General features: G+C 69.8%; 33 protein-coding genes and 1 other annotated feature. Of the genes, 31 read left to right on the top strand and 2 right to left on the bottom strand.

The genetic code is table 11. The annotated features are described in order from the left end of the window. Positions 1 to 20 precede the first annotated feature (20 nt). The 18 genes from J3E64_RS01755 to J3E64_RS01840 all read left to right on the top strand — a co-directional run bounded on the left by J3E64_RS01755 (position 21) and on the right by J3E64_RS01840 (position 14,078). Positions 21 to 1,727, top strand: coding sequence for a hypothetical protein (locus J3E64_RS01755; RefSeq protein WP_253338964.1), 1,707 nt, complete (start codon positions 21 to 23; stop codon positions 1,725 to 1,727). A 61-nt stretch (positions 1,728 to 1,788) separates the two neighbouring features. Beyond that, positions 1,789 to 2,613: a phosphotransferase family protein gene (locus J3E64_RS01760; RefSeq protein ID WP_253338966.1), complete on the top strand. Its 825-nt coding sequence runs from the start codon at positions 1,789 to 1,791 to the stop codon at positions 2,611 to 2,613. 543 nt (positions 2,614 to 3,156) lie between these two features. Continuing rightward, positions 3,157 to 3,501 (top strand): UrcA family protein, encoded by a 345-nt coding sequence (locus tag J3E64_RS01765; RefSeq protein ID WP_253338968.1) that lies wholly within the window; start codon positions 3,157 to 3,159, stop codon positions 3,499 to 3,501. A gap of 101 nt (positions 3,502 to 3,602) precedes the next feature. Then, positions 3,603 to 3,658, top strand: a sequence feature (sul1 is cis-regulatory element that is thought to sense ions involved in sulfur or methionine metabolism; They are found in Alphaproteobacteria). A 63-nt stretch (positions 3,659 to 3,721) separates the two neighbouring features. Beyond that, positions 3,722 to 5,212: a SulP family inorganic anion transporter gene (locus J3E64_RS01770; protein WP_253338970.1), complete on the top strand. Its 1,491-nt coding sequence runs from the start codon at positions 3,722 to 3,724 to the stop codon at positions 5,210 to 5,212. 69 nt (positions 5,213 to 5,281) lie between these two features. Continuing rightward, entirely contained in the window at positions 5,282 to 5,929 is a 648-nt protein-coding gene (locus tag J3E64_RS01775) for a glutathione S-transferase family protein (RefSeq protein WP_253338972.1), read from the top strand. 143 nt (positions 5,930 to 6,072) lie between these two features. Then, positions 6,073 to 6,561 carry a hypothetical protein gene (locus J3E64_RS01780; protein ID WP_253338974.1) on the top strand — a complete coding sequence of 163 codons (489 nt, stop codon included), beginning with the start codon at positions 6,073 to 6,075 and terminating at the stop codon, positions 6,559 to 6,561. A 52-nt stretch (positions 6,562 to 6,613) separates the two neighbouring features. After that, positions 6,614 to 7,921 (top strand): M28 family peptidase, encoded by a 1,308-nt coding sequence (locus J3E64_RS01785; RefSeq protein WP_253338976.1) that lies wholly within the window; start codon positions 6,614 to 6,616, stop codon positions 7,919 to 7,921. Positions 7,922 to 7,953: 32 nt separating this feature from the next. Continuing rightward, the gene (locus tag J3E64_RS01790) at positions 7,954 to 9,276 is read left to right on the top strand and encodes a terminase family protein (protein WP_253338978.1); all 1,323 of its coding nucleotides are present in this window, start codon (positions 7,954 to 7,956) and stop codon (positions 9,274 to 9,276) included. A 60-nt stretch (positions 9,277 to 9,336) separates the two neighbouring features. Beyond that, positions 9,337 to 9,675: a hypothetical protein gene (locus tag J3E64_RS01795; RefSeq protein WP_253338979.1), complete on the top strand. Its 339-nt coding sequence runs from the start codon at positions 9,337 to 9,339 to the stop codon at positions 9,673 to 9,675. Between the two features lie 119 nt (positions 9,676 to 9,794). Then, complete coding sequence (locus J3E64_RS01800) at positions 9,795 to 10,922, top strand: phage portal protein (RefSeq protein WP_253338981.1); 1,128 nt, start codon at positions 9,795 to 9,797, stop codon at positions 10,920 to 10,922. An 11-nt stretch (positions 10,923 to 10,933) separates the two neighbouring features. Further along, positions 10,934 to 11,242, top strand: coding sequence for a DUF6127 family protein (locus tag J3E64_RS01805; RefSeq protein WP_253338983.1), 309 nt, complete (start codon positions 10,934 to 10,936; stop codon positions 11,240 to 11,242). Further along, positions 11,239 to 11,733 carry an HK97 family phage prohead protease gene (locus tag J3E64_RS01810; RefSeq protein ID WP_253338985.1) on the top strand — a complete coding sequence of 165 codons (495 nt, stop codon included), beginning with the start codon at positions 11,239 to 11,241 and terminating at the stop codon, positions 11,731 to 11,733. The genes J3E64_RS01805 and J3E64_RS01810 overlap by 4 nt, the downstream gene beginning before the upstream one ends. Before the next feature lie 284 nt (positions 11,734 to 12,017). Then, positions 12,018 to 12,527, top strand: a complete 510-nt coding sequence (locus J3E64_RS01815; RefSeq protein WP_253339389.1) for a tail fiber domain-containing protein — start codon at positions 12,018 to 12,020, stop codon at positions 12,525 to 12,527. Further along, a complete protein-coding gene (locus J3E64_RS01820) occupies positions 12,514 to 12,684 on the top strand; it encodes a hypothetical protein (RefSeq protein WP_253338987.1) in 171 nt (56 codons plus the stop codon). Before J3E64_RS01815 ends, J3E64_RS01820 begins: the two co-directional genes overlap by 14 nt. Further along, positions 12,681 to 12,959, top strand: a complete 279-nt coding sequence (locus J3E64_RS01825) for a hypothetical protein (protein WP_253338989.1) — start codon at positions 12,681 to 12,683, stop codon at positions 12,957 to 12,959. The genes J3E64_RS01820 and J3E64_RS01825 overlap by 4 nt, the downstream gene beginning before the upstream one ends. Beyond that, the gene (locus J3E64_RS01830; protein WP_253338991.1) at positions 12,959 to 13,492 is read left to right on the top strand and encodes a hypothetical protein; all 534 of its coding nucleotides are present in this window, start codon (positions 12,959 to 12,961) and stop codon (positions 13,490 to 13,492) included. Before J3E64_RS01825 ends, J3E64_RS01830 begins: the two co-directional genes overlap by 1 nt. Further along, a complete protein-coding gene (locus J3E64_RS01835; RefSeq protein WP_253339415.1) occupies positions 13,489 to 13,680 on the top strand; it encodes a hypothetical protein in 192 nt (63 codons plus the stop codon). Before J3E64_RS01830 ends, J3E64_RS01835 begins: the two co-directional genes overlap by 4 nt. Continuing rightward, positions 13,677 to 14,078 (top strand): DUF3168 domain-containing protein, encoded by a 402-nt coding sequence (locus tag J3E64_RS01840; RefSeq protein WP_253338993.1) that lies wholly within the window; start codon positions 13,677 to 13,679, stop codon positions 14,076 to 14,078. The genes J3E64_RS01835 and J3E64_RS01840 overlap by 4 nt, the downstream gene beginning before the upstream one ends. A 21-nt stretch (positions 14,079 to 14,099) precedes the next feature. Here J3E64_RS01840 and J3E64_RS01845 read toward each other — a convergent pair whose 3' ends face one another. Then, positions 14,100 to 14,423 (bottom strand): hypothetical protein, encoded by a 324-nt coding sequence (locus J3E64_RS01845; RefSeq protein WP_253338995.1) that lies wholly within the window; start codon positions 14,421 to 14,423, stop codon positions 14,100 to 14,102. 55 nt (positions 14,424 to 14,478) lie between these two features. Between J3E64_RS01845 and J3E64_RS01850 the strand changes: the two genes are divergently transcribed. The 12 genes from J3E64_RS01850 (at position 14,479) to J3E64_RS01905 (ending at position 24,464) form a co-directional block, all read left to right on the top strand. Then, complete coding sequence (locus J3E64_RS01850) at positions 14,479 to 14,886, top strand: phage tail tube protein (RefSeq protein WP_253338997.1); 408 nt, start codon at positions 14,479 to 14,481, stop codon at positions 14,884 to 14,886. After that, positions 14,883 to 15,191: a gene transfer agent family protein gene (locus tag J3E64_RS01855; RefSeq protein WP_253338999.1), complete on the top strand. Its 309-nt coding sequence runs from the start codon at positions 14,883 to 14,885 to the stop codon at positions 15,189 to 15,191. Before J3E64_RS01850 ends, J3E64_RS01855 begins: the two co-directional genes overlap by 4 nt. Then, complete coding sequence (locus tag J3E64_RS01860; RefSeq protein WP_253339001.1) at positions 15,188 to 15,418, top strand: phage tail assembly chaperone; 231 nt, start codon at positions 15,188 to 15,190, stop codon at positions 15,416 to 15,418. The genes J3E64_RS01855 and J3E64_RS01860 overlap by 4 nt, the downstream gene beginning before the upstream one ends. After that, positions 15,411 to 15,971 (top strand): tail tape measure protein, encoded by a 561-nt coding sequence (locus tag J3E64_RS01865; RefSeq protein ID WP_253339003.1) that lies wholly within the window; start codon positions 15,411 to 15,413, stop codon positions 15,969 to 15,971. The genes J3E64_RS01860 and J3E64_RS01865 overlap by 8 nt, the downstream gene beginning before the upstream one ends. After that, positions 15,968 to 18,295 (top strand): DUF2460 domain-containing protein, encoded by a 2,328-nt coding sequence (locus J3E64_RS01870; protein ID WP_253339005.1) that lies wholly within the window; start codon positions 15,968 to 15,970, stop codon positions 18,293 to 18,295. Before J3E64_RS01865 ends, J3E64_RS01870 begins: the two co-directional genes overlap by 4 nt. Next, positions 18,292 to 19,107 (top strand): DUF2163 domain-containing protein, encoded by an 816-nt coding sequence (locus tag J3E64_RS01875; RefSeq protein WP_253339007.1) that lies wholly within the window; start codon positions 18,292 to 18,294, stop codon positions 19,105 to 19,107. The genes J3E64_RS01870 and J3E64_RS01875 overlap by 4 nt, the downstream gene beginning before the upstream one ends. Next, complete coding sequence (locus J3E64_RS01880; protein WP_253339009.1) at positions 19,104 to 19,505, top strand: peptidoglycan endopeptidase; 402 nt, start codon at positions 19,104 to 19,106, stop codon at positions 19,503 to 19,505. The genes J3E64_RS01875 and J3E64_RS01880 overlap by 4 nt, the downstream gene beginning before the upstream one ends. A gap of 877 nt (positions 19,506 to 20,382) precedes the next feature. After that, positions 20,383 to 21,735 carry a phage tail protein gene (locus J3E64_RS01885; protein ID WP_253339011.1) on the top strand — a complete coding sequence of 451 codons (1,353 nt, stop codon included), beginning with the start codon at positions 20,383 to 20,385 and terminating at the stop codon, positions 21,733 to 21,735. A 21-nt stretch (positions 21,736 to 21,756) separates the two neighbouring features. Then, positions 21,757 to 22,254, top strand: a complete 498-nt coding sequence (locus J3E64_RS01890) for a DUF2793 domain-containing protein (protein WP_253339013.1) — start codon at positions 21,757 to 21,759, stop codon at positions 22,252 to 22,254. 200 nt (positions 22,255 to 22,454) lie between these two features. Beyond that, positions 22,455 to 23,531, top strand: a complete 1,077-nt coding sequence (locus J3E64_RS01895; RefSeq protein WP_253339015.1) for an OmpA family protein — start codon at positions 22,455 to 22,457, stop codon at positions 23,529 to 23,531. A gap of 81 nt (positions 23,532 to 23,612) precedes the next feature. Next, positions 23,613 to 23,795, top strand: coding sequence for a hypothetical protein (locus tag J3E64_RS01900; RefSeq protein ID WP_253339017.1), 183 nt, complete (start codon positions 23,613 to 23,615; stop codon positions 23,793 to 23,795). 123 nt (positions 23,796 to 23,918) lie between these two features. Further along, the gene (locus J3E64_RS01905; RefSeq protein WP_253339019.1) at positions 23,919 to 24,464 is read left to right on the top strand and encodes a superoxide dismutase family protein; all 546 of its coding nucleotides are present in this window, start codon (positions 23,919 to 23,921) and stop codon (positions 24,462 to 24,464) included. A 27-nt stretch (positions 24,465 to 24,491) separates the two neighbouring features. On the opposite strand, the gene thpR is transcribed toward J3E64_RS01905, so the two are convergent. Further along, a complete protein-coding gene (thpR, locus tag J3E64_RS01910; RefSeq protein ID WP_253339021.1) occupies positions 24,492 to 25,034 on the bottom strand; it encodes an RNA 2',3'-cyclic phosphodiesterase in 543 nt (180 codons plus the stop codon). A 122-nt stretch (positions 25,035 to 25,156) separates the two neighbouring features. Here thpR and J3E64_RS01915 point away from each other — a divergent pair, with 122 nt between their 5' ends. After that, the gene (locus J3E64_RS01915) at positions 25,157 to 25,891 is read left to right on the top strand and encodes a Bax inhibitor-1/YccA family protein (RefSeq protein ID WP_253339023.1); all 735 of its coding nucleotides are present in this window, start codon (positions 25,157 to 25,159) and stop codon (positions 25,889 to 25,891) included. Positions 25,892 to 25,932: the final 41 nt, after the last annotated feature.

A 25,932-nucleotide genomic window follows, 5' to 3' on the forward strand; every position in this document is an offset into this window, starting at 1 on the left:
GGAAGTGAAGGAGATGTGCCATGACCCCTTATGCCAAGACGGCCCGCTGGAGCGGTCTGTGCGGCGTCGCGCTGATGCTGTCCGGGTGCCTGGATGACAAGCCGGGCGATGCCGTAGACGCGACCGATACCGCCTGGACCGACGCCCTGAACCAAGGCGATGTCGGGTTGCCGCCTTTGCCCGATGCCGAGCCGATGACGGTGGCCGACAACGGCCCGTGGCAGGATGCGCCCCGGGTCGAGCGGCTGCCGGCCGCCAAGCCGATCGCCTATGCGCAGCCGCAGGGCGACAGCTATGCCTGGATCGACCGGGCGGACCAGTTCACCGACATGCTGGGCGACGCGCCGCCCGATTACGGCTTTGCCTATGATGACGGGGTGACCCCCTGGGCATGGCAGAGCAGCGACGATTATCTGCGCTATGCCGAGCCGATCGACGGCGGATACCGCTATTATTATTACGAACCGGGTGCCGACCGGCCCTGGCTGGTGAGCGACCCCTGGTACAGCTATGGCTATCGCGACGATCGGTTGACGGTGGTCTATGACCGTCGTGGCGCGGTGCTGCCGTGGCGCGAGGCGCGCGCGCGCGATGCCTATGCCGCGCGCTATTACGCCCGGGCGCGCGAGATGCGGCGCGCGGCGCGCGAGCGCGACCGTCGGCGGGTTGCCGCGCAGCGGTGGGAAGCCGAACGCAACGCCATCTGGCGCGATCGCCAGCGTTGGGCCCAGGCGCGCGAGCAGCAGGCGCAATGGGCGCGCTATCGCCGCGCCAATGACGACCGGGGCGAACGCCACTGGGCGGCCGAGCGCCGGGCGCGCCAGCAGGCGGCGGTGCGTTTCGCAAGCTGGCGTCAGGACGAGTATCGCGGACAGGCGCCGCGCTTCTACGCCGAACAGCGTGCGCAACGGGAACGTCAGCAGGCCGAGCGGCAGCGTGCCCGCCAGCAAATCGCCATGCGCGACCAGCGGGAGGCCGCGCAACGCCGCGACCAGAGGCAATGGCAGGCCGAGCAGCGCGCCCGCCAGCGGCAGCAGGCGCAGATGACGCAGCAGCGGCGGCAGGCCGAGCAGCAACGCCAGCGCCAGGCACAGCAGCGTATCGCGCAACGCGATCAGGCGCAGCAGCGCCAGCAGGCACAGCGCCGGGCGGAACAGCGCCAGCAGGCGGACCGTGTGCAGCAGCGTCGACAGGCGCAGCAGCGGGCGCAGGCGGAGCGTCGCACCCAGCAGCAGCGCCAGCAGGCCGCGCGCGCGCAGCAACAGAAACAGGCGGCGCAGCGGGCGCAGGCGCAGCGCCAGGCCCAGCATCGTGAGGCGCGCCAGCAGCAGGCGCAACGGCAGACCCGCGAGCGTGCCGCGCGGCAGGCGCAGGCCCAGCGTCGCAATCAGCAGCGCCAGCAGGCCGAGGCCGCCCGCAAGGCCCGGCAGCAGCAGGCCAAGGCGCGGGAGCAGCAGAATGCCGCCCGCCAGGCCCGTGCGCGCGCCGCCGAGGCCCGTCAGCAGGGCCAACAGCGCCAGCAACAGGCACAGCAGCAGCGCCAACAGGCGCAAGCGCGCGCGCAGCAGCAGCGGGCCGCAGCCCAGCAACGCCAGCAACAGGCGCATCAACGGCAGCAGGCGCAGGCTCGCCAGCAACAGCAGGCCCGCCAGCAGCGCATGGCCGCGCGTCAGGCGGTGGCGGAACGGGGCCGCGATCCGCGCCAGCAGCGCCGCGCGGAAAACTGAGCCCGCGCCCGAAGGGCAGATCGGGCTGGCCAATCGCCGCGTGCTGGGGCAGAGCCGCGCGATGACCATGCCCGATCCGTCCGCATTCATCGCCGCCGGTGCGAGCGCCGAGGTGTATCGGCTGGAGCCGGGGGTTGTTCTGAAGCTGTTTCATGCCGGGATAGATCCCGGCATCGTCACGCGCGAAGAGGATATGGCCCGGATCATCGAGGCCACGGGTTTGCCGGTGCCGCGCCTGATCCGGCGATGCGCGATCGAGGGGCGGTCCGGGCTGGTCTATTCCGAACTCGCCGGCCCCAATTTGCTGGCCTATATCGGTCGTCATCCTCACCGCGCGCACTGGGCGCTGGACCAGATGGCGGCATTGCAGCAGCGCATCAGCGCCTGCCGCATACCGTTGCGACGCAGCCGCAAGGTGGTGATGGCCGACGATATCGAGGCCGGACCGATCGACGAGCGGCTGCGCGCCGCGGCGATCGACCGGCTGGAAGCGTTGCACGAGGGCGACGGCCTGTCCCATGGCGACCTGCATCCGGGCAATCTGATCGTCACCGACGCGGGCGTGGGCATCGTCGACTGGTCGCGGGCGGCGATGGGCACGGCGGCGAGCGATGTCGTGCGGACCGAGATGGTGATGCGGTTCGGGCCGGGGCGTGGCGACGGGACGCAGGTCGGATGGCGCGAGAGCGCGGTGCGTGACGCGGCCGCCGGCTGGTATGTGCACCGTTATCGCGCGCAATCAGGGCTGGACCCGGAGGCGCTGGCGGCGTGGCGGCCGCTGGTAGCGCTGGCATGGCTGCGCCAGCGCGCGCCGGTAAGGGACGCGGCCTTTGCGGCATATCTGAACGACGCCTTGCGCGTTGCGGGCCTGCCCCCGCAGGGTTGATGTCGTTCGTCGGCCGGGGTCGGTCGTTCATCCATGGGCCATGCCACCCGGCGGGAATCCAGCGCCGGTCATCGAAGGAGTGATTTCGCGCCCGCGCCAAATGGCTATTGTCGCATGCAACAGGAAACGGTTCGGCAAGGCCGGTGTCGTCTGCCTGACGCGAGACAATGATCCTGGAGTGCCCGACAGCATCCCGGATACGCCCCCGGCCATCCCTTGCGCCGGGGGCGTTTTCCTGTGTCCTCCCCTTTTCCTTTCGATTCCGCCATTCCGTTACGGAAACAGGCGTTCGTCGGCATCGTCATGTCGTTCGTCGCGGCGTTCGTAGCCCCGACATCGGTCGTTGGTCGACAGTTGGTGCGTTCGCCGACCGATGCCGTTCCCGGTCGAAGCGCACGGGCGCCGTCCACCCGACCGGCCTAAACAGGATGGGCGAACGGGACAGGACGCCGACCCTGTAGACATCCGGCATTCCCCGTTCGCACCCCGCGCCGCGACGCCCCCGATGGCGGCCGGGACGCCCAGGTTTGAGGAGATATGTCCATGTTCGTTTCAAAGAGCCTTTCCGCCGTTGCCGCCGCAGCCCTGATGATGACCGCCGGTGTCGCGGCGGCACAGGATTTCCAGTCCAACGGCCGGACCAGCGAGGTCCATCACGGCGACCTGAACCTGTCAAAGGCCGCCGACCAGAAGGAACTGCGCCGGCGCATCGCCAGCGCCGCCAGCCGCGTATGCGCATCGCGCGACCTGGCGATGGCCGCCGCCTGCCGCAGCAATGCGATCGCGCATGTCGAAGCGCCGGTCAGCGCGGCGATCGCCCGTGCCGAAACCGGCGACCGCTACGCCGATGCCACGCCCAAGGAAGTTCGTTCGGCCGCCGGCAACTAACACCGCCCCGGCCGAACCCACGAACAGGCCCGGCATCCGCCGGGCCTTTTCCGCGTCCGGGTTGCGCGGGCGAAAGCTGCCCGCTAAGCACGCGTCATTCGCAAGGACCCGGTGAAATTCCGGGTGGCTATTCCGGCCGCCGATCCGCCGGACAACATCACACATGATCTTTCGAGCGATGCGCCGTCGCGGCGCCATGTGCCTTGTTGTGGAATTTAGAATGACGCAGATATCGACCCGTTACCGTGCGCAATGGTTCAGCACGGGCACCGCCGCGCGCCAGGACATATTGGCCGGCATCGTCGTCGCGCTGGCGCTGATCCCCGAAGCGATCGGCTTTTCCATCATCGCGGGCGTCGATCCGCGCGTGGGCCTGTATGCTTCGGTGGCCATCGCCATCGTCATTTCGCTGATCGGCGGGCGGCCGGGCATGATTTCCGCCGCGACCGCCGCCGTCGCCGTGCTGGTGACACCGCTGGTGCGCGACCATGGCGTCGCCTATCTGTTCGCCGCCACGATCCTGATGGGGGTAGTGCAGGCGGTCGCGGGGCTGTTGCGGCTGGACCTGCTGATGCAGTTCGTGTCGCGATCCGTCATCACCGGCTTCGTCAACGCGCTGGCGATCCTGATATTCCTGGCGCAATTGCCGCAACTGACGGATGTGGGTTGGGAAACTTATGCCATGGTGGCGGGCGGGCTGGCCATCATCTACCTGTTCCCGCGCGTGACGACCGCCGTGCCGTCGCCGCTGGTGGCGATCCTGATGCTGACGGCGATCAGCATCGGCATGGGCCTGCCCGTGCACAGCGTGGGCGACATGGGCAAGTTGCCCGAAGGGGTGCCGGTATTCGCCCTGCCGCAGGTGCCGCTGACATGGGAAACATTGCGGATCATCGCGCCCTATTCGGTGACGATGGCGGCGGTGGGGCTGCTGGAATCGCTGCTGACCGCGCAGATCGTCGACGACATGACCGGCAGCGACAGCGACAAGAAGCGCGAATGCGTCGGGCAGGGCGGAGCGAACATCGTGTCGGCGCTGCTGGGCGGCATGGGCGGATGCGCGATGATCGGCCAGTCCGTGATCAACGTGACGTCCGGCGGGCGCGGCCGGTTGTCGACGTTCGTCGCCGGTGCGTTCCTGCTGTTCCTGCTCGCGGTGCTGGGACCGTGGGTGGGGCGGGTACCGATGCCGGCGCTGGTCGCGGTGATGATCATGGTGTCGATCGGCACGTTCAGCTGGAATTCGATTCCCAACCTGCGGCGGCATCCGCCGACATCGTCCGTGGTGATGCTGGTGACGGTGGTGGTCGTGGTGGCGACTCGCGACCTGTCGCTGGGCGTGCTGGCGGGCGTGCTGCTGTCGGGCATATTCTTTGCCGGCAAGGTGCAGCGCATGTTCGCCGTGGAGCGGACGGAGGAAGCGGGCCGGGCCGTCTATCGCGCCACGGGGCAGATATTCTTCGCGTCGGTCGACCGGTTCACCCGCGCTTTCCAGGCCGAAGCGGGGACGAACGACGTGACCATCGACGTGTCCGCCGCGCATTTCTGGGACATTTCGGGCGTCGGCGCGCTGGACAAGGTCGTCGCGCGGTTGCGGGCGCAGGGCGCGGCGGTCGCGGTGATCGGCTATAACCGGGCGAGCGCCGACCTGATCGACCGCTTTGCCCTGCACGACAAGACCGGCGTGGAAATGGGCGTGGTGCCGCATTAGATTATCGTTGCATTCTGCTACGCAATGACGATGATCGCCCCGTCTCCCCCAGCAAAGAGGAATCGTCGCATGATCATCCATGGTGCCCGCCCATCGCCCTTCGTCCGGAAGGTGGTCGTCTTTGCCGCGGAAAAGGGCATCGACGTCGAAGTTCGGTTGGCGGGTTTCGGCCGGGGCGAGGATGGCTGGGCCAAGGCATCGCCCTTCGGCAAGATACCGGCGCTGGAGGATGGCGATTTCCTGCTGTGCGATTCCTCCGCCATCGTAACCTATATGGATGCCATCAAGCCGGGGGAGGAGATGATCCCGGCCGAACCACGCGCGCGGGCCCGCACCATATGGTATGAGGAATTCGGCGATACCGTGCTGCAACCCACGGGCATGAAGATATTCTTCAACCGGGTCGTCGCCCGGACGGTGAAGCGGCCGCAAGACCTGGCGGCGGCGGACAAGGCCGAGGCGGAGGAGTTGCCCGGCCTGTACGATTATATCGAAAGCGTGCTGCCGGACAGCGGATGGTTGGTCGAGGACCGCTTCACCCTGGCCGACCTGTCGGTGGCATGCCCGATCATCAATATCAGTTATGCAAGCGATCTGCTGACCGCCGACCGCTGGCCCGGGACGTTCGACTGGCTGGCGCGGGTAAAGGCGCGGCCGAGCGTCGCGGCAGCGCTGGAAGCAGAGTCGGTCATGATCAAGGGCATGATCGAAAAATAACCTATCTGGTTATTTTCTCTTGACATCGTCACGCTGTCGTGGCAGAGATGTCGACACTGGAAAATTGCGATTCGCCGCTGCGGCGTTTCGATGGGCCGGCCCTTCGGGGGACCGGCCCTTTTCCGTTTCGGGAGTAGGGCGACATGGGCGCTGAGGGCAGTAATCCGGTCGCGCTGCGTCGCGCGGCGGCGGCACGATGGACGCAAGGCGAGGAGCGGTTGTTTCTGGACGGGCTGGCCGCGACGCTGGACAGCGACGAGGCGGCGCGCCTGTCCGGGCGGAGCCGGGCGAGCGCCTATGCCCGGCGACGGAACGACCCCGATTTCGCCCGCGCCTGGGACCGGGCGATCGGCACCGGCTATGTCGAGCTGGAGGCGGCGCTGCTGCGCGACATGCTGTTTGGCCACGACGTGGAGGAGATCACGCTGGATGCCAGCGGGGCGGTGACGGGCCGCAAGGTGAAGCGCGGGCGCGACCATCGCGCCGCTCTCGCCATGCTGGACAAGTGGCGCGACCATATGGCGACGACACGGGACGGCGGCGACGCCGGTCCGGACACCGACAGCGCGGTAGCGCGGGTGCGCGCCATGCTGGACGAGATACGGCGCAAGCGGGCCGACGCGGGGGGATGAGCCGGATGGCGGAGCTTTACAGGGGGCGACGAGGCATTAGACCTGCGTTCCCATGAAGATATTGCCCCTATGCGCCGCCGCGACCCTGCTCGCCAGTCCCGCCCTTGCCCAGACGAAGGCGCCCGATCCGGCGCGGCTCAAGGCGACGGTGGAGGCGCTGGTGCGGTTTGGGACGCGCCATACGCTGTCGTCCGCGACCGACCCCAAGCGCGGGATCGGGGCGGCGCGGCGATGGGGCGCGGCCGAGTTCGGGAAGATCGCCAAGGGTTGCGGCGGATGCCTGACGGTCGAAACGGTGGCGGATCGCTTCAGCGGGCCGCGCGCGCCCGACGGGGTGGAGATTGTCGACGTCCTGGCGATCCAGAAGGGAATGGGCGATCCCGACGAGGTGGTGATCGTCGCGGGGCATATCGACAGCCGGGTGAGCGACGTCATGGATGCGACCAGCGACGCGCCGGGCGCCAATGACGACGGGTCCGGCACCGCGCTGGTGATCGAGGCGGCGCGGGTGCTGGCGGGCGAGACGTTCGACGGCACCATCGTCTACGCGCTGCTGTCGGGCGAGGAGCAGGGGCTGTGGGGCGGCAAGTTGCTGGCCAGTACGGCCAAGGCGCGCGGATGGAAGGTGCGCGCGATGCTGAACAACGACATCGTGGGCAACACGGTCGGCCAGAATGGGCGGATCGTGGCCGACCGGGTGCGTGTGTTTTCAGAAGGCATCAGGTCGTCGGAGGACCAGAAAGCAGGGCTGACGCGGCGCGCGACCGGTGGCGAGGATGACGGGCCGTCGCGCGCGCTGGCCAAGAAGATCGACACGATCGCGCAGGAGAATCCGCAGATCGGGCTGGACGTGTTCGCGGTGCGTCGGCCCGACCGTTTCGGGCGCGGGGGCGATCATACGCCGTCGCTGGAGCTGGGCTATCCGGCGGTGCGCTTTTCGGTGGGGATCGAGAATTACGACCAGCAGCATCAGGACCTGCGGACCGAGAATGGCCGCGTCTATGGCGACACGGTCGACAGGATGGACTTTCCCTATCTGGCCCGGGTGACGGCGCTGAACGTCGCGACGATCCGCGAACTGGCTGCCGCGCCCGCCGCACCGGCGACGGTGTCGCTGGACGGCGCGCTGTCGATGGACACGCGGGTGTTCTGGGACGCGGTGCCGGGGGCGGCGGCCTATCATGTCTATTGGCGGCGGGCCGATGCGCAGGACTGGACCGACGGCCGCATCGTCACCGGCGCGACGCAGGCGGTGCTGACGGATGTGGTGGTGGATGATCATTTCATCGGCGTGGCGGCTGTCGCGAAGGACGGGATGGAGAGCCTGGTGACCTTTGGCGGGATGGCGCCGCGCAAATAGGGAAGCGGACCGCTTCCCTGATCGGGGGGGCGGTGGCGATTTCGGACATGGAGTGGCTGGCGGAGGACGAGAGCCTGCGCGAGCGGTTGATGAGCGGCATGAGCGAAAGCGAGGCCGCGCTGGTCGAGCATCTGTGGGACCTGCATGCCCGCCCGGCGCAGCTGCCGCCCGATGGCGACTGGCGCATATGGCTGATGATGGCGGGCCGGGGATTTGGCAAGACGCGGGCCGGGGCGGAATGGGTCCGCGCCATCGCCGAGAGGGAGCCGCAGGCGCGCATCGCGCTGGTGGCGGCGACGCTGGGCGAGGCGCGCAGCGTGATGGTGGAAGGCCCATCGGGCGTGCTGGCGGTCGCGCCGTGGTGGCGGCGGCCCATGTTCGCGCCCGCGCTGCGGCGGTTGACCTGGCCCAATGGCGCGGTGGCGCTGCTGTTCGGCGCCGCGGAGCCCGACAGCCTGCGCGGGGCGCAGTTCACCCATGGCTGGGCCGACGAGATCGGCAAGTGGCCCTTTGCGGAGACGGCGTGGAGCAACCTGGAGATGGGATTGCGGCTGGGGCGGCGGCCGCAGCTGCTGGCGACGACGACGCCGCGCCCGGTGGCGCTGGTGCGCAGGCTGGCGACCGGGGCGGACGTGACGGTGACGCGCGGGCGCACGCTGGAGAACCGGGCTAACCTGGCCGAAGGCTTCATTGCGGCGATGGAGGCGAATTACGGAGGAACCCGGCTGGGGCGGCAGGAACTGGACGGCGAACTGATCGAGGAGGTGTCGGGCGCGCTATGGCGCCGCGACCTGATCGAACGGTGCCGCGTCGCCCATGTGCCGGGCGACATGCGGAGTGGGGCGCTGCTGCGCCGCGTGGTCGTGGCGGTCGATCCGCCCGCGTCCGCGGGGGGCGACGCGTGCGGCATCGTTGTCGCCGGACTGGGCGGGGACGGGCGCGCCTATGTGATTGCCGACGCGAGCGTGGAGGGCGCATCGCCCGAAGGCTGGGCACGGGCGGTCGCGGCCGCGGCGATGGCGCACGGCGCCGACCGGGTGGTGGCCGAAGCGAACAACGGCGGCGCGATGGTGGAAAGCGTGCTGCGCGCGGCGGACGCGGCGCTGCCGGTAAAGCTGGTCCATGCGAGCCGGGGAAAGGCGGCGCGCGCCGAGCCGGTCGCGGCGCTGTATGAAGCGGGGCGGGTGGCGCATCGGGGCGCCTTTCCGGCACTGGAGGACCAGATGTGCGGGCTGGTGGCGGGCGGTGCCTATGAAGGGCCGGGGCGATCGCCCGACCGGGCCGACGCGCTGGTGTGGGCGCTGACCGAACTGATGCTGGGCAAACGCGGCGAGGCGCGGGTGCGGGGGATGTGAGGGAACCGGCCGGCGACCAGGCTCGTTCCCGATCCATCATGTTTTGACGGAGTAGCAGCCATGAAGACGACAAAAATCCTAGCGGCGCTCGTCGGTGTTTCGGTGATGGCCGCGCCGGCGATGGCGGCGAGCCTGAACAGCAAGGACCGGGCCAGGGTGGCGCGTGCGGCGCCCCGCGACCGGGACGATGTGCGCTATTGCCTGCTCAAGGGCAAGGAAGGGCGCGACAAGGGTACGGTGATCGGTGCCGCCGGTGGCGCGGGCGTCGGCGCGCTGGCGGGCGGAAGCCTGGGCGAAACCCTGCTGGCCGGTGCGGCCGGCGCGGTGGCCGGCCGGGTGATCGGAAAGAGCGAGGGCACGAACAGCGTCTGTGACGGCGTGCTGGCGCGCAATCCTTGAATGTCATGAGAGGGTGCGCAGGCCCCCTCTCCCAGCTTCGGTAAGCGGCAGAGCCGCTAACCTCCACTAACCCTCTCCCCCCCGGTTGGGAGAGGGTTTTGCTTTTTGGGGACAGCGACATGCGGTGGTTCGGAACGAAGGCGGCTGCGCAGGGGGATGCGCGGCCGGTGCTGGCGCGTGCCTGGGGAACGGGCGCGGTCGTGCTGGGGGAATGGCCGGCGAGTTACGAAGCGCAACTGCGCGCCGGCGTGATGGGCAATCCCGTCGCGCAGCGGGCGATGCGGCTGGTGTCGGAGGGGGCGGGGGCGTGCGCGCTGACGGTGCGCGGGCATGATGACGCGGATGCCGTGCGCGCGCTGATCGGCCGGACGTCGGCGGGGCAGGGGCTGGTCGAGACACTCGCCTGCAACCTGCTGCTGCACGGCAATGCCTATGTGCAGGTGATCGCAGGCGCCGACGGAATGCCGGCCGAGCTGTTCGCGCTGCGGCCCGAGCGGGTGCGGGTGGAACCGGACGCGCGCGGCTGGCCCGCCGCCTATCTGTATCGGGTGGGAGAAAGCGTGACCCGGCTGCATCCCGAGGATGCGGGCGGCCGGACGAGCGTGCTGCACCTGAAGGCGCTGCATCCGCTGGACGATCATTATGGGCTGGGGTGCGTCGGCGCGGCGGCGGGCGCAGTGGCGATCCACAATGCGGCAAACGTGTGGAACAAGGCGCTGCTGGACAATGCTGCGCGGCCGAGCGGGGCGATGGTCTATGCGCCCGGCGACGGATCGGTGCTGTCGCCCGAACAGTTCGAGCGGGTAAAGCGCGAGATGGAGGCGGCGTTCCAGGGCGCCGCCAATGCGGGGCGGCCGATGCTGCTGGAGGGCGGGCTGGACTGGAAGGCGATGAGCCTGACCCCCGCCGAGATGGACTTTGTGGGGCTGAAGAGCGCGGCGGCGCGGGAGATCGCGCTGGCGTTCGGTGTGCCGCCGATGCTGATGGGACTGCCGGGCGACAATGCCTACGCCAATTATCGCGAGGCCAACAAGGCGCTGTGGCGGCAGGCCATCCTGCCGCTGGTCGCGAAGATCGGCGCCGGTCTGTCGCAGGGGCTGGACGGATGGTGGCCGGGTGTCGTCGTCGCGCCGGACCTGGACGCGGTGCCGGCCTTGTCCGACGAGCGCGCGGCGCTGTGGGACAGCGTGGCGGCTGCGGATTTCCTGAGCGCCGAGGAGAAGAAGGCGATGCTGGGCATCGGATGAGGGAGGGGGCGATGAAGGAAGCGATGCTGGCGCGGCTGATCGCGCAGGCGGAGGGGACGCCGGTGGACATGGTGACGATCCGCGCATTGGTCGAGGAAGCGAGCGCGCTGGGCGCGGAACGGGCGCTGGAGCGGCTGGGGCTGGCCGACCGGCGGGCGCAGGACGATGTGCGCGAACTGCGCGAATTGCTGTCGGCCTGGCGCGACGCGAAGAAGGCGGCGCGCGGGGCGGTGATCGGGTGGGCGGTGCGGATCGGCATGGCGCTGATCCTGCTGGGGATCGCGGTCAGGACCGGGCTGGTCGGGCTGGTGCGGGGATGAGCGGCGCCGGGGGCACGGACGACGTGCGCTTTGCCGGCTATGCTGCGATATTCGACCGGGTGGACCGGGGCGGCGACGTGGTGCGGGCGGGCGCATTCGGGCGGGTCGAGGCGGCGGGGGTGCCGCTGTTGTGGCAACACACGCCGGGCAGCGTCATCGGCGTCGTCGAAGCGGCGCGGGAGGACAGGCGCGGGCTGCGCGTGATCGGCCGGGTGTCGGCGCGGACGGCGGCGGGGCGCGAGGCGGCACGGGCGCTGCGCGAGAAGGCGGTGGATGGCCTCAGCTTCGGATACCGGGTGCGGGAGGCGCGGGGGACGACGCCGCGCGAGCTGGTGGCGCTGGAGCTGGTGGAGGTGAGCCTGTGCGCGCGAGCGTCGGCGCGCTGGGCACGAGCGGCGTGCAGCGCATGGCCGCGGCGGAACTGCACATCAACACGGTCGGGCCGGAGGATTATGCGGTCGAGGGATGGATGGGCAAGCCCACCATCCTGACCCCGGCCATGTCGGTGATGATGGACGGCGGGCAGGCGAGCCTGCGTGTCGTGGGTGTGGGGGCGCTGGCCAACAACCGGCTCTATCGCGCCAACGGCACGCTGGCGGCGCGAACCGACGTCACCACCAACGATGTCATCGGCGACTATAATGTCTGGGGCATGATCGGCGGCAATTTCACCGAACTGGCGCGCATCCGCACCACCTATCTGGCGACGGCGCCCGGGACGAGCAACCTGGCATCGCGCATGAGCCTGCATGTCGGGCGCAACGGGTCGTCGTCGATGCAGGAGGCCTTGCGACTGGAATATCAGGCCATCACCGCCTTCGGCGCGGTGACGCCGTCGGCCGACAACAGCTTCGCGCTGGGCGGCGGCGGGGCGCGATGGTCGGTCGTCTATGCGGCGAGCGGGACGATCAGCACGTCCGACGCGCGCGCCAAATGCGACCTGGCCGATGTCGACGACGCGCTGATCGATGCGTGGGACGCAGTGCGCTGGCGACGGTTCCGCTTTGCCGAGGCGGTCGCGGCGAAGGGCACAGCGGCGCGCGATCATGTCGGGCTGGTGGCGCAGGAGGTGCAGGCGGCGATCGACGCGCGGCTGGGCCCGGATGCGGCGGTGCGGCTGGGGCTGTTGTGCCATGACGCCTGGGACGGGGCCGGCGCCGCGGGCGACCGCTGGGGCCTGCGCTACGAGGAGTGCCTGGCGCTGGAGGCGGCCGCGACGCGGCGGGCGCTGGCGCGGCTGGACGCGCGGATCGCGGCGCTGGAGGCGGGTCATGTTGCAGGGTGACGCGCTGGGCGCGGCGGTGATCGGCGCGCTGGATACAGGGCCGCCGGGATGGCGGGGACCGTGGCAGGCAGGGGTGCGGCCGGGACTGGGCATGCGGGTCGAGGCCCGTCCCCCGGTCGCGCGGCCGGAGGCGACGAGGGGGAGCAGGGCGCGATGAATCTGGTGATGAAGGACCCGCAGGCGCGGGTCGACCATGCGATCGACTGGTCCGCCTATCTGGCCGGACAGAGCCTGATCGCGAGCGCGTGGACGGTCGTGCCGGACGAGGAGGGCGGGCTGACGGTCGAGGATGCGGCATTCGAGGCGCAGCGCAGCAGCGTGCGGCTGGCCGGCGGGATCGTCGGGCGGGTCTATCGGCTGATCAATCGCGTCACCCTGTCGGACGGGCAGGAGGACGAGCGGACGCTGACCATGCGGGTGGAGGAACGCTGATGCCGGCGGAACAGGAAGCGGGCGCGCTGCCCGCGCCGATGGACGAACTGAAAGCCTATCTGCGGATCGCGGGCGGCGACGACGATGCGGTGCTGGCCGGGCTGCTGCGCAGCGCGGCGGGGCTGTGCGAACGGTTTGTCGGGCAATGGCTGATCGCGCGCGATGCGCGCGAGACGGTGGCGGGGTCGGGAAGCTGGCAGAGATTGTCGGCGCGGCCGGTGGTGGCGGTGACGCGCGTGGAAGCGATCGATGCGGAGGGCAATGTCCAGAGCCTGCCGGTCGACGCCTATGCGGTGGACATCGATGCGGCCGGCGACGGCTGGGTACGGGCGGTGCCTGGCGACGGGCGGCGGCTGGTCGTGACCTACAGCGCGGGGCTGGCGGCGGAGATGAACGGCGTGCCCGAGGCGCTGCGGCAGGGGATCATCCGGCTGGCGGCGGAGCATTATCTGGCGCGCGGGGTCGAGGGCGGCGCGCCGCCCGCGGTGGTGAGCGCGCTGTGGCGGCCCTATCGCCGGATGCGGCTGGCGTGAGGGCGGCGCTGGAGCGGATGGCGCGGGCACGGGCCGCGGCCCGGCGCGAGGCCATCGCCGCGGCCCTGGCGGCGCAGGGCGTGGAGGCGCGTGTCGAGGGCGATGCGGTGCGCATGAACGGCCGGGGGCTGGCCGCGCGCTGGATGCGCGACCTGGCATTGCGCGAGGCGGGAAGGAGCGGACGATGAGCGCGGAAGTGGCGGTGCGCGGCGCGGTTATCGCGGCGATGCGGGACGACGGCGCGCTGATGGATGCGCTCAACGGCCTGTATGACGGCGAGCCAGCGCGGGCCAGCGCGCCCTATGCGCATGTGGGCGAATGCCTGGGCAGCGACTGGGGCGGCAAGGATGTGGAGGGACGCGAAGTGCGGCTGACCATCGGCCTTGTCGTGCCGGACGACACGCCCGGGCGGCTGGCGCCGATGATGGCGCGGATCGACCCGGCGATCGGCGCGGCGCCGGTCAGCGACGGATGGCGGATCGTGAGCGCGCGGCTGGTGCGGTCGCGGGTGACGCGCAGCGGGGGACGGCCGCCCGTCGGTTGGCAGGCGATGATCGACTATCGCATTCGCGCGGTGCGGGAATGACGGCGGCCAAGGCCGGGCCGGTCAGCCCGGCTGGCTGTAATCCTCGAACTCGCCGGTGATCTTGTCGACATATTCGGCGACCTGGTCGTCGGCGTCGGCCTGTGCGTCCTTGTCGGACATCCTGTCGGCCTTGTCCTGCGCGACGATGGCGGCGCGGAAGGCGGATTCCTGATCCGCGCATGCCTGTTTCATGTGCGCCTGAAAGTCGGCCAGGCTCATCTTGTCATTGATCGCCGGCTGGATCTGCTTCGACAGACAGGTCGAAAAAGCCTTGCGACCCGCGCCGACCGGGTCGGCCGCCGGTGCCCCGGCGAGCATCATGGCAAGGGAAACGGACAGCAACATCGGGGACTCTCCTTAACCTGCGTTTTGCACGCTTTAGCTGATGAAAGGATGCGCCATGGGCGTCGAAAAGGGAAGTGCATTTCTGTTGAAAGTGGGGGACGGCGCCATGCCGGCAACCTATTCGACCGTCGCCGGGATGCGCACCACGCAATTGTCCGTAAACGGCGAGGCGGTGAACATCACGAGCAAGGATTCGGGCGGCTGGCGCGAATTGCTGTCGGGGGCGGGCGTGCGGTCGGTCAGCGTATCGGCGGCCGGGCTGTTCACCGGGTCCGGCGCGGAAATCCGCATCCGCAACCATGCGCTGGCGGGCACGATCGAGGATTATGAGCTGAGTTTCGAGAGTGGCGAGCGGATGCGCGGCCGCTTTCTTGTCACGCGGCTGGACTATGCCGGCGACTATAATGGCGAGCGCAACTATGCGCTGAGCCTGGAAAGCTCCGGCGCGGTGGTGAGCGAATGAGCGCGGCCAATCCCGAGCGCGGGGAAGCGGCGCTGGAGGTCGGCGGCGAGCGGCTGGCGCTGCGGCCGAGTTTCGCGGCGCTGGTGGCGGCCGAGCAGGAACTGGGGCCGCTGTTCGAGCTGATCGAACGGGCGTCGGACGGGAAGCTGGCGCTGGGCGACCTGATCGCGCTGTTCTGGCATTGCCTGACCGATCGCGGGGCGATGACGCGCGAGGCGCTGGGCGAGGCGGTGCTGGCCGCCGGGCTGGCGAAGGCGACCCCGGCGCTCAAGGCGATATTGCACCAGATATTGGCGGGCAAATGACACGCTTCGCCATGCGGGCGGCGCGGCTGGCGGGTGTTGCCGGATGGCTGCTGGGGTGGCGCCCCGACGAATTCTGGCGTGCGACCCCGGCGGAACTCGCGGCGGTGCTGCGCGCGGCGCGGGGCGAGGATGCGCCCGATGCGGGCCTGGATGCGCGGGAACTGACGCGGCTGATGGCGGCGATGCCGGATCGCGGCGGCAGGGGCGGGGGGAAGCGGGATGGATGACGAGATCGAAACGCTGGTGGTGCGGGTGCGGGCCGACACACAGGGCCTGGCGCGCGATGTGGAGGCGATGCGGGGGACGCTGGAGGGATCGCTCGGCGCCGGGGCCGACCGGGCCGGGCTGCGCATCGAGCAGGGCCTGCTGCGCGCGGTACGAAGCGGCAAGTTCGGGTTCGAGGAACTGCGCCGCGTCGCGCTGGGCGTGCTGGACGAGATTGCCGCCGGGGCGCTGCATTCCGCCATCGGTGGCGGTGGCGGCGGATCGGGTGGCGGCCTGCTGGGCATAGGCACGGCGCTGCTGACGTCGGTGCTGGGCCTGCCGGGGCGGGCGACTGGCGGCCCGGTGGCGCCGGGGCGGGCCTATATGGTCGGGGAACGCGGGCCGGAACTGTTCGTGCCGACGAGCAGCGGTCAGGTGGTGCCGGGCGGCGGCGCGGCGCGCGACGTCCGGGTGAGCATCGCGGTGAGCGGGCGCGGCGAAGAGAGCGAACCGCGCCTGCTGGCCCGCAGCGCGCGGCAGGTGGCGCGCGCGGTCAAGGGAGCGCTGGAGCGATGAGTATCGGCTATTGGCTCGCCGACGCGCGGCGGGGGCAGGAAACAGGGTTCATCAAGCGGTTCGCACCGACGCACTGGACGGTGAATTTTCCCCGCCCGATGATGGCGAGCGTGGTCACCACCGCACCGGATGCGGTGCGGGTGGACGCGGTCTTCTACGGATCGGGCGACCTGGCCGGGCTGATCTGGGACGCGGAGGACCGGTGGAGCCACCCGCTGCTGGCCTATGAGACGCGCCGGGATTTCCGGGATTGCGTGCTGTCCTTCCGCTGGCGCAGCGGCGGCGTGCGCCGGCTGGACGAAACGCACGGGCCGACCCTGACCATCGAGGGACGGGATGCGGCGGGCGCGGCGCGGGCCTGGTATGTGCGCCTGTGGAACTATGCCAGCGGCGATCCGGAGGATGCTGTCATCACGCTGGATTTTGCCGCGCTGGAGGGCGGATACCTGCTGCCGGAAGAGGCCGATCCGGTCTGGGCCGGGGATGTCGACCGGATGTTCATTTCGCTGGTGCCGCCCGATTATGACGGCGGCGACACGCCGTTCGCGGGCGGGGTCGAGGGATGGGCCGAACTGAGCGGCATGGGCTGCGACGGCGCCGGATCGGTGCTGGCGGTGGGCGACGTCATGCTGCCAGAACATGGGCTGGGCATGGCGACCGGCTATGACGACTGTTTCAACCAGACGCCCGAGCGGGTGGTGGCGACGATCCACGCGCTGGGCTATCGTGGGGCGATCAACCATTATGTCGGCATGAGCCATTATTTCCGGCTGGAACGGGCGGGCGCCGAATGGCGCGTCAGCCTGGCGGGCGGGGTGCTCAACGCGCCCTGCGCCGCCTGGCACCGGGACTTCGCGGCGCGGGCCGGGGCGCTGGGGCTGGGCGTCATATGGTCGTTGTCCTACGAATTGTTCGACGCGCATTGCTGGGGCGACTGGAAGCAGAGAGCGGAGAATGGCGACCCGGCGCTGACCGGATGGACGCCGCCATCGGCCCTGCTCTCGCCCGCCCACGCCGGGGCCATGGCTTATCTGAGGGCGGTGGCATGCGCCTTTGTTTCGATAGGGTTGGACGCCGGCCTGCCGATCCTGTTTCAGGTCGGGGAGCCGTGGTGGTGGGTGATGCCGGGCGACGGGCGCATCTGCATCTACGACGATGCGGCGCGGGCGGCCCTGGGCGGCAGTCCGGTGTCGGTCCCCAGCCTGTGGGGCGAGATGGACGCGGCGCAACGCGACGTGCTGGACGCGGCAGGCGCGCTGCTGGCGGCGTCCACGGCGGAGCTGTGCGCGGCGGTGAAGGCGGTGGCGCCGGGGGCGCTCACCCATTTGCTGACCTATCTGCCCACGGTGCTGGACGCCCGCGCGCCCGAGGCCAAGCGGGCGAACATGCCGGTCGGGTGGGCATCGCCCGCGTTCGACGTGCTGCAACTGGAGGATTATGACTGGGTAACCGAGGAACGGCCGCACCTGACCGCGCGCGGGGTGGCGCTGGCGACGGCGCGACTGGGCTATCCCGTCGAAAGGCAGCATTATTTCTCCGGCTTCGTGCTGATGCCCGGGCAGGCGCAGCAATGGCGCGCGATCGCCGACGCGGCGCAGGCGTCGATCGCGCGGGGGACGGCGGCGACCTTCATCTGGGCACTGCCGCAGGCGTGCCGCGACGGTTTTACCTGCTTCAATCTGGATGAGGAGGATGGCATGCAAGCCTTTGACGATGTGCTGTTTCCTCTGGCGATCGGACGGGACGCCAGCGTTGCGCTGGCCTTTTCGACCCAGATCGTCGAAAGCCCGTCGGGCCATGAACGGCGCAGCAGCGACTGGGCCGATGCGCGATTGTCCTACGATGCCGGACCGGGCGTGCGGTCGGAGGCGGACATCGCCGCGCTGATCGCCTTCTTCCGCGCGCGGCGCGGGGCGGCACGGGGATTCCGCTTCACCGATCCCTATGACAATCGCAGCGGCGCGCCCGGCGCGGCGCCGGGACCGCTGGACCAGCGGCTGGGCACGGGCGACGGGGTGCGGGCGTCGTTCCAGCTGACGCGCTATTACGGTGCGGGGGAGGAGGCGCAGACGCGGACCGTCACCCGGCCGGTGGCCGGAAGCATCCGCGTGGCGGCGGACGGCATGGAGATGAGCGAAGGGTGGAGCCATGCCGGGATGGGCGTGATCGCGTTCGACACGGCCCCGGAGGAAGGCGCCGTGCTGACGGCAGGCTTTCGCTTCGACGTTCCGGTGCGCTTTGCCGAGGACCGGCTGGAGATCAGCCGCGCGACCTTTCTGGCCGGCGAGGCGCCGTCGGTGCCGCTGGTGGAGATCCGCGAATGAGCGCGGCGGCGATGCTGGCCGGGCCGCTGTGCACCATGGCCTTCTGCTGGCGGATCGAGCGGCGGGACGGAGTGACGATCGGCCTTACCAGCCATGACCGCGACCTGACGGTGGCGGGGCTGGACTATCGCGCGGCGCCCGGCATGACGCCGGCGGCGGTGCGATCGGGCATCGGGCTGGAGGGCGAGGACAGCGACGTGGCCGGCGCGCTGAGCAGCGACGCCATCAGCGAGACGGACCTGATGGCGGGCCGATGGGACGGCGCGGCGCTGGAACTGCGGCTGACGCAATGGGAGGCACCCGGCGCGCTGTGGCTGTTGCTGGCGCGCGGGCGGATCGGCGCGGTGTCCCGCAAGGATGGCGGCTTCACGGCCGAACTGACGGGTGCGGCGGGCGTGCTGGATGCGCCGGTCGCGCCGTCGACGTCGCCCGATTGCCGCGCGATGCTGGGCGACCGGGGATGCCGGGTCGCGATGGCCGGGCGGCGGCGGATCGTGGCGGTAGAGGCGGTGGACGACGCGGCGGTGACGGCCGGCGGCCTGACGGCGGGGGCCTATGCCTATGGCACGCTGCGCTGGTTGCAGGGGGCCAATAGCGGGATGACGCAGGCGGTGGTCGACAACGGGACGGACGGGCTGCGCCTGGCCGATCCGCCCGCCTTCGCGGTGACGGCGGGCACGCTGGCGCTGCTGACCGAGGGATGTGACCGGCAATTGGCGACCTGTGCGGGCCGGTTCGGCAACGCCGTCAATTTCCGGGGCGAGCCCTATCTGCCGGGCATGGACCTGCTGACCCGCTATCCCGGCGCATGAGCGGTGAGACGGGGGCGGCGGCCATCGTCGCGCAGGCGCGGGCGCTGATCGGCGTGCCGTTCCGCCTGCACGGGCGCAGCGAGGCGGGACTGGATTGCGTGGGGCTGGCGGCGCTGGCGTTTGCGCGCGCCGGGCATGCGGGCGTGGCGCCCGATGCCTATGGCCTGCGGACCCATGACGCCATGCGGGTGGGCGGCTGGCTGCGCGCGGCGGGGCTGCGGCCGGTCGGGACCGGGAGGCCGGGCGACCTGGCGCTGGTGCGGCCGGGACCGCTGGCGCTGCACCTGATGATCGCGACGGGAGACGGGTTCGTCCACGCCCATGCCGGGCTGGGACGGGTGGTGGAGACGCCGGGCGCTTCGCCCTGGCCGGTGATCGGCTGGTGGACGGGCGCGTAGATGAAAAGGGGGGATTCATGGCGACGGTTGTGCTGACGGCGGTGGGGACGGCGCTGGGCGGGCCGTTCGGCGGGGCGATAGGCGGGCTGATCGGCAATGCGGTCGACCATGGCATCCTGTTCAAGCCCAAGGGGCGCGAGGGACCGCGCCTGTCGGACCTGCAGGTGCAGACGTCGAGCTATGGCACGCAGGTGCCCAAGCTGTTCGGAACGATCCGGGTCGCCGGCACGGTGATCTGGGCGACCGACCTTAAGGAAAGCAAGACCAGGAGCGGCGGCAAGGGACGGCCGAGCGTCACCAGCTACAGCTATTCGGCGAGTTTCGCCGTGGCGCTTTCGGCGCGGACGATCAGACGGGTCGGGCGGATCTGGGCCGACGGCAACCTGCTGCGCGGGGCGGCGGGGGATTTCAAGACCGAACTGGGCGCCTTTCGCCTGCACGGCGGCGCCGAAGGGCAGGCGGTCGATCCGCTGATCGCGTCGGCGCAGGGGACGAGCCAGACGCCGGCGCACCGGGGCATCGCCTATGCGGTGTTCGAGAATCTGGCGCTGGCCGATTACGGCAACCGCATACCGTCCCTGACCTTCGAGGTGGAGGCCGATGACGGTGCGGTGGCGATCGATGCGATCGCGGCTGAGCTGAGCGAGGGGCGGCTGGGCGGTGAGGGGCCGGGTAGCGGGGCGTTGGCGACGCTGGGCGGCTATGCGGCGGAGGGCGGAGACCTGCGCGCGGCGATCGCGCCGCTGGTCGCGGCGCACGGGCTGGCGCTGGGGTCAGGCGAAGCGGGGCTGGCGTTGCTGCCCGCGCCCGATGTAGCGGAAGAGGATGTGACGGCTGCGATCTGGCGCGGCGGGTCAACGGCCGGGCGGTCGACGCCATGGAGCGATCGGCCGGCGGCGCGGATGCGGTGCCCGTCGCCCTGTCGCTGCGCCATCACGACGCGGCGCGCGATTATCAGGCAAGCGTGCAGCGGGTGGTCCGGCCAGGCGCGGGGCGCACGGAGGAGGGAATCGACCTGCCCGCCGTGCTGGCCGCGGACGCGGCGCGCGCCCTGGCCGCGGCGCGCCTGGCGACGCTGTGGACCGGACGGGCGGTGGTGACGCTGCGGTGCGGATGGGAGGCCCTGACGCTGCAGCCCGGGATGGCGGTGCGGATCGCGGACGTGCCGGGCCTGTGGCGGATCGAGGAGCGCGAATGGGAGGCGATGGCGGTGCGCCTGTCGCTGCGCCGGGTGCCCGGGGCGGGGACGGCGCCGCCCGGCGGCGCGTCGTCCGGGACGATGGTGCGGCAGGTCGATGCGCCGCACGGCCCCACGACGCTGATGCTGGCGGACCTGCCGCCCCTGCGCGAGGCAGTGGCGAGCGCGCCGCTGGTCGTCGCGGCGGCGAGCGGCGGGGCGGGCTGGCGCGGTGCGGCGCTGTTCGTGACGGGCGAGGGCGGCGAGGCGGTCCCGATCGGTCGGAGCGCGCCGCGCGCGACGCTTGGCACGGCGGACGCCGCGTTGCCGCCGGGCAGCGCGGTGCTGGTCGACGGGCGCAACGCCCTGACGGTCACGCTGCTGTCGCCGGACATGGAATTGGCGGGCGCGGACGAAGCGGCGCTGGCGCAGGGGCGAAACCTGTGCCTGCTGGGGCGCGAACTGATGCAGTTCGGGCACGCGGCGCGGACCGGCGCTGCCAGCTATCGCCTGACCGGGTTGCGCCGGGGGCTGCGCGGCACCGAATGGGCGATGGCGGATCATGCGGCCGGCGAGCCCTTCCTGCTGGTCGAGGAGGACCGGCTGGTCGAGCCGCTGGTGCTGGCCGGGATCGCCGGCGAGGCGGGAGCGTCGCTGGCGCTGGCCGCGATCGGCATCGGCGACGTCGACCCGGCGGGCGCACAGATCGCGGTCAGCGGCGAGGCGATGATGCCCCCGTGTCCGGTCCATCTGGCCGCCCGGCCCGATGGCGCCGGGGGATGGACGTTCGGCTGGACCCGGCGAAGCCGCGCCGGATGGCGCTGGCTGAGCGGTGCGGACGTGCCGCTGGGCGAGGAGGCGGAAGCCTATGATGTGGCCCTGTTCGACGGAGACGGCCTGATCCGGAGCGCGCGGACGGTGTCGACGGACTGGACCTATGACGCGACCATGATCGCCGCCGACGCCACGGCCGGGCAGGTCCTGACAATGACCGTGCGGCAGCGCGGGACGCTGGCGCCCGGGCGCGAGGCCGGAATGACGATCATCGCCTGAAAACCGATCGAGGAGACGAAAATGGACATGACGCCGCGATGGGCGCTGCCGCTGCTGTTCGCCGGGCAGGCGCAGAAGGAATTGTTCCACAACGAGGCGCTGGCGACGATCGATGCGCTGCTGCACGGACGGGCGGAAAGCGCCGACCTGCCCGAACCGCCGGCGGCGCCGGAACCGGGGCAGTGCTGGATCGTGGCAGAGGGGGGCATGGGAGACTGGGCGGGGCGGGACGGCGATGTCGCCTGCTGGACCGACGGAGGGTGGCGATTCACCGTTCCCGCGGCGGGCCTGACGCTGGATATTGGGGACCGCGATCATGGACTGTTTCATGATGGCGTCGAGTGGCGGGCCAGTGCGGTCCGGGATGACGGCTTCTATCTGGACGACCAGCGAATCGTCGGGGAAAGGCAAGACGCCATCGCCGGTCCGGAGGGCGGAGCGGTAATTGACGAGGAAGCGCGCAGTTCGATCAATATGGTTCTCGCCGTCTTGCGCGTTCACGGGCTGATACATTCGTAATTCTGTCACAAACGGGTTTTTTTGTTTGGACGGGGCCGCATTTGCGCTATTGTGCACCGAAATAGCCTGAACGCCTTTGCAAATCCGGGTTACTGCGTTATTTTTGCAACGGTTTCACTATTTGTGGACTTGCTATGAAACCTTCTTGCGGATACAGGGTTTCAGCAGTCCTTCGTGACACTTTTGAAAGGGGAATTCATATGCGGAAGCTCGCCCTCGCGGCTGCGCTCGCGACCAGTGCCCTGGCCACACCGGCCTTGGCGCGCGATAATAGCTGGTACATCGGCGTGGACGCCGGCGTGCTGCTGGTTGAAGACCAGGACATCGAAAATCGTACCAATGGTAACGAAATCACCGGTATCGACTACCATAAGGGTTATGATTTCGACGCCAACATCGGCTACGATTTCGGCGGTTTCCGCCTGGAGGCCGAAGCGGCCTACAAGCGCGCCAAGATCGATCTGGACAAGACCGGCTTCGGCGGTTCGGCTTCGGCGCTGTCGTTCATGCTGAACGGCCTGCTCGACTTCGGTCCCGATGACGGCCTGCAGGGCTTCGTCGGCGGCGGCGTCGGCGTGTCGCGCGGCAAGCTGGCCAACGACATCGTGAACGACACGGACACGGGCTTCGCCTGGCAGGCGATCGCCGGCGTTCGTTACCCGGTCACCAGCAATGTCGATGTCTCGCTGAAGTATCGCTTCTTCAACCAGGACAACATCAAGGTCATCCCGGCTTACACGACCGGCTACCCCGGTTTTGCCGGTTTCGCGACTGCTGGCGACTCGCTGAAGACCGATCTTCGCACGCACAGCCTGCTGCTCGGCCTGACCTACAACTTCGGTGGCGCCGCGCCGGTCGAGGCTGCGCCTCCGCCGCCCCCGCCGCCGCCGCCCCCGCCGCCCCCGCCGCCGCAGCCGGTTGCGGAATGCAGCCCCGGGCCGTACATCGTGTTCTTCGAATGGGACAAGTCGGACATCACGCCTGACGCCGCCACCATCCTGGACAACGCGGTTTCGGCATATAGCAGCTGCGGCAGCGCCCAGGTCATGCTGGCGGGTCACGCGGACAAGTCGGGCTCGGCCTCGTACAACGTCGGCCTGTCCCAGCGTCGCGCTGACTCGGTCAAGGCCTATCTCGCCTCGAAGGGTATCCCTGACGGCGTGATGACCACGGAAGCCTTCGGTGAATCGCGTCCGCGCGTTGATACCGCCGACGGCGTTCGCGAAGTCCAGAACCGTCGCGTGGAAATCACCTACGGTCCCGGCGCGGGCATGTAAGGATATCGTCCTTCCTTCGGGATGGACGAACGGAAGAGGGCCGGTCGCAAGACCGGCCCTTTTTCTTTGGCAGGCGCGGATATGCGCGCGCCATCCCTGTTGGCCGGGCCGGGCCGGGCAGGATCGGGCCGCAAGGGTGGCCATTACTTCCACCGGACAAAGCTGGTTTCGCCGGCGCAGGGGACGTGGATGCCGTGGGCGCAAGCAGATTTGCCGGTCGCGCCCGTCCACATCGTCCTTCCGCACCCCTGGGCGGACGCATGACGGCGGCGGGCAACCGGACGGCGGACGAGCGGGCGGGGTGACAAATCGAACCGGATGGGCAACAAATGGCGCGATGCCGCGTTCCCCTGCTGCAAGCCTGCCCCCAGATCCCGGAGATATTTCATGAAAATCCAGCCTTTCCTCGCTGTCCTGCCCTTGGGCCTGGCGCTGTCCGCATGCGCGACCACGTCCGAAATGGCCGCTCCGCCCGCCGAAGCGCCGACGGCCCGCGCCAGCCTGGCCGCCGGCGACGGGAGCGCGCGCGGTGGGGCGACCGTGACGGAGGCGGCGGACGGGCTGCATGTGCTGGTCAAGGCGCAGGGGCTGACGCCCGGCCTGCATGCCGTCCACATCCACACCACCGGCACCTGCACCGGCCCCGATTTCACCAGCGCGGGCGGTCACTGGAACCCGACCGGCCGCCAGCATGGCAAGGACAACCCGCAGGGCCAGCATATGGGTGACATGCCCAATATGATCGCCGGGTCCGATGGCACCGGGGAGATGGAATATGTGGTGCCCGGCGGCAAGATCATGACCGGCGCGACGCCCCTGCTGGATACGGACGGCGCGGCCATCGTGATCCATGCGAAGGCGGACGACAATATGAGCGACCCGGCCGGCAATGCGGGCAGTCGTGTAGCGTGCGGCGTGCTGGCGGCAGGCTGAAGGCACCCGGTACGGCCTGCGGGGCGATCAGGCGGAGGCGTCCCCGCCATAGTCGGCGACGGCATGATAGCGCGCGCCATCATGGCCGACATGACTTTCGAACAATGTGAAGCCGGTCACCGGGAAAGCGGGTCCGGCAAGCCCGGCATGGACCGCGAGGAAAGCGTCGATCCGTCCGCCCGACCGGCCGAACCGCGCGAGGGTGATATGCGGCAGATAGGCGCGCCCTTCCGGCGCCAGCCCCAACGAGACGCAGATGCGGTCAATCTTCCGATGGAGGCGCGCCAGCGGATCGATCGGCCGGACGCCGGCCCAGAGCGTATCGATAATCCCCTTCCGGTCGAAACCGCCGACGCCTGAAATCGCGATGTCGAACGGATCGAACCGGATCATGCCCAGCGCGTCGGCAATGTCGTTGGCCTGGTGCCGGTCGACCTTGCCGATGAAGCGAAGGGTGAGATGCAACTGGCCATCGTCCTGCCAGCGCGCGCCTTCGACCCCACCCATCAGCGCGACGAGGCTGCGACGAACGGCCGCGGGCGGACGAATGGCGACGAACAGGCGATGCATGGCGCGATCATAGGACTTCGGCGACAATCCGTCATCGATCTTCCGGTTTGGCTTGAAGTCGGGGGCCGATGGGCCGATAATAGGGAAAGCGGCGACAGACGCCGGAAAAGGAGATGCATTTCATGGCCAACTGGTCCGACCCCCAGTCCGGCATCACGGGCTTCGGCGGCGCGACTGCCGCACGCGGTGAGGCGTTCGACGCCGGACTGCGCCGCTACATGCTGTCGGTATATAATTATATGGCGAGCGGCGTGCTGCTGACGGGTATCGTCGCCCTGCTGTTCGCGTCCAGCGGAATGGCATATAATGTGTTCGTCGGCCCGGGCATCCTGAAATATGTCGTGATGTTCGCCCCGCTGGCATTCGTGATGGTGATGAGCTTCGGCATCAACCGCCTGTCGACCGGGACGATGCAGGCGCTGTTCTGGGCCTATGCGGCCGTGATGGGCGTGTCGCTGTCCTACATCTTCCTGGCCTATACCGGCACGTCGATCGCGCAGACCTTCTTCGCGACGGCGGCGGCGTTCGCGGGTCTGAGCCTGTGGGGCTACACCACCAAGAAGGACCTGTCGGGCTTCGGCACGTTCCTGATCATGGGCGTCGTGGGCCTGCTGGTCGCGAGCCTGATCAACATCTTCATGAAATCGAACGCGTTGAGCCTGGTCATCAGCGGCGTCGGCGTGCTGCTGTTCGCCGGTCTGACCGCCTATGACACGCAGAAGATCAAGAGCATCTACGCCCATGTCGCGGGCACCGACATGATGGGCAAGTCGGTGGTGATGGGGGCGCTGAACCTCTATCTCGACTTCATCAACATGTTCCTGTTCCTGCTGCGGCTGTTCGGCGATCGCCGCTGACCGGCGAAGGACATATGGAAAACGGAAAGGCCCGGCGGAGC

This window comes from Sphingobium sp. OAS761, assembly GCF_024168485.1.
GTDB lineage: Bacteria > Pseudomonadota > Alphaproteobacteria > Sphingomonadales > Sphingomonadaceae > Sphingobium.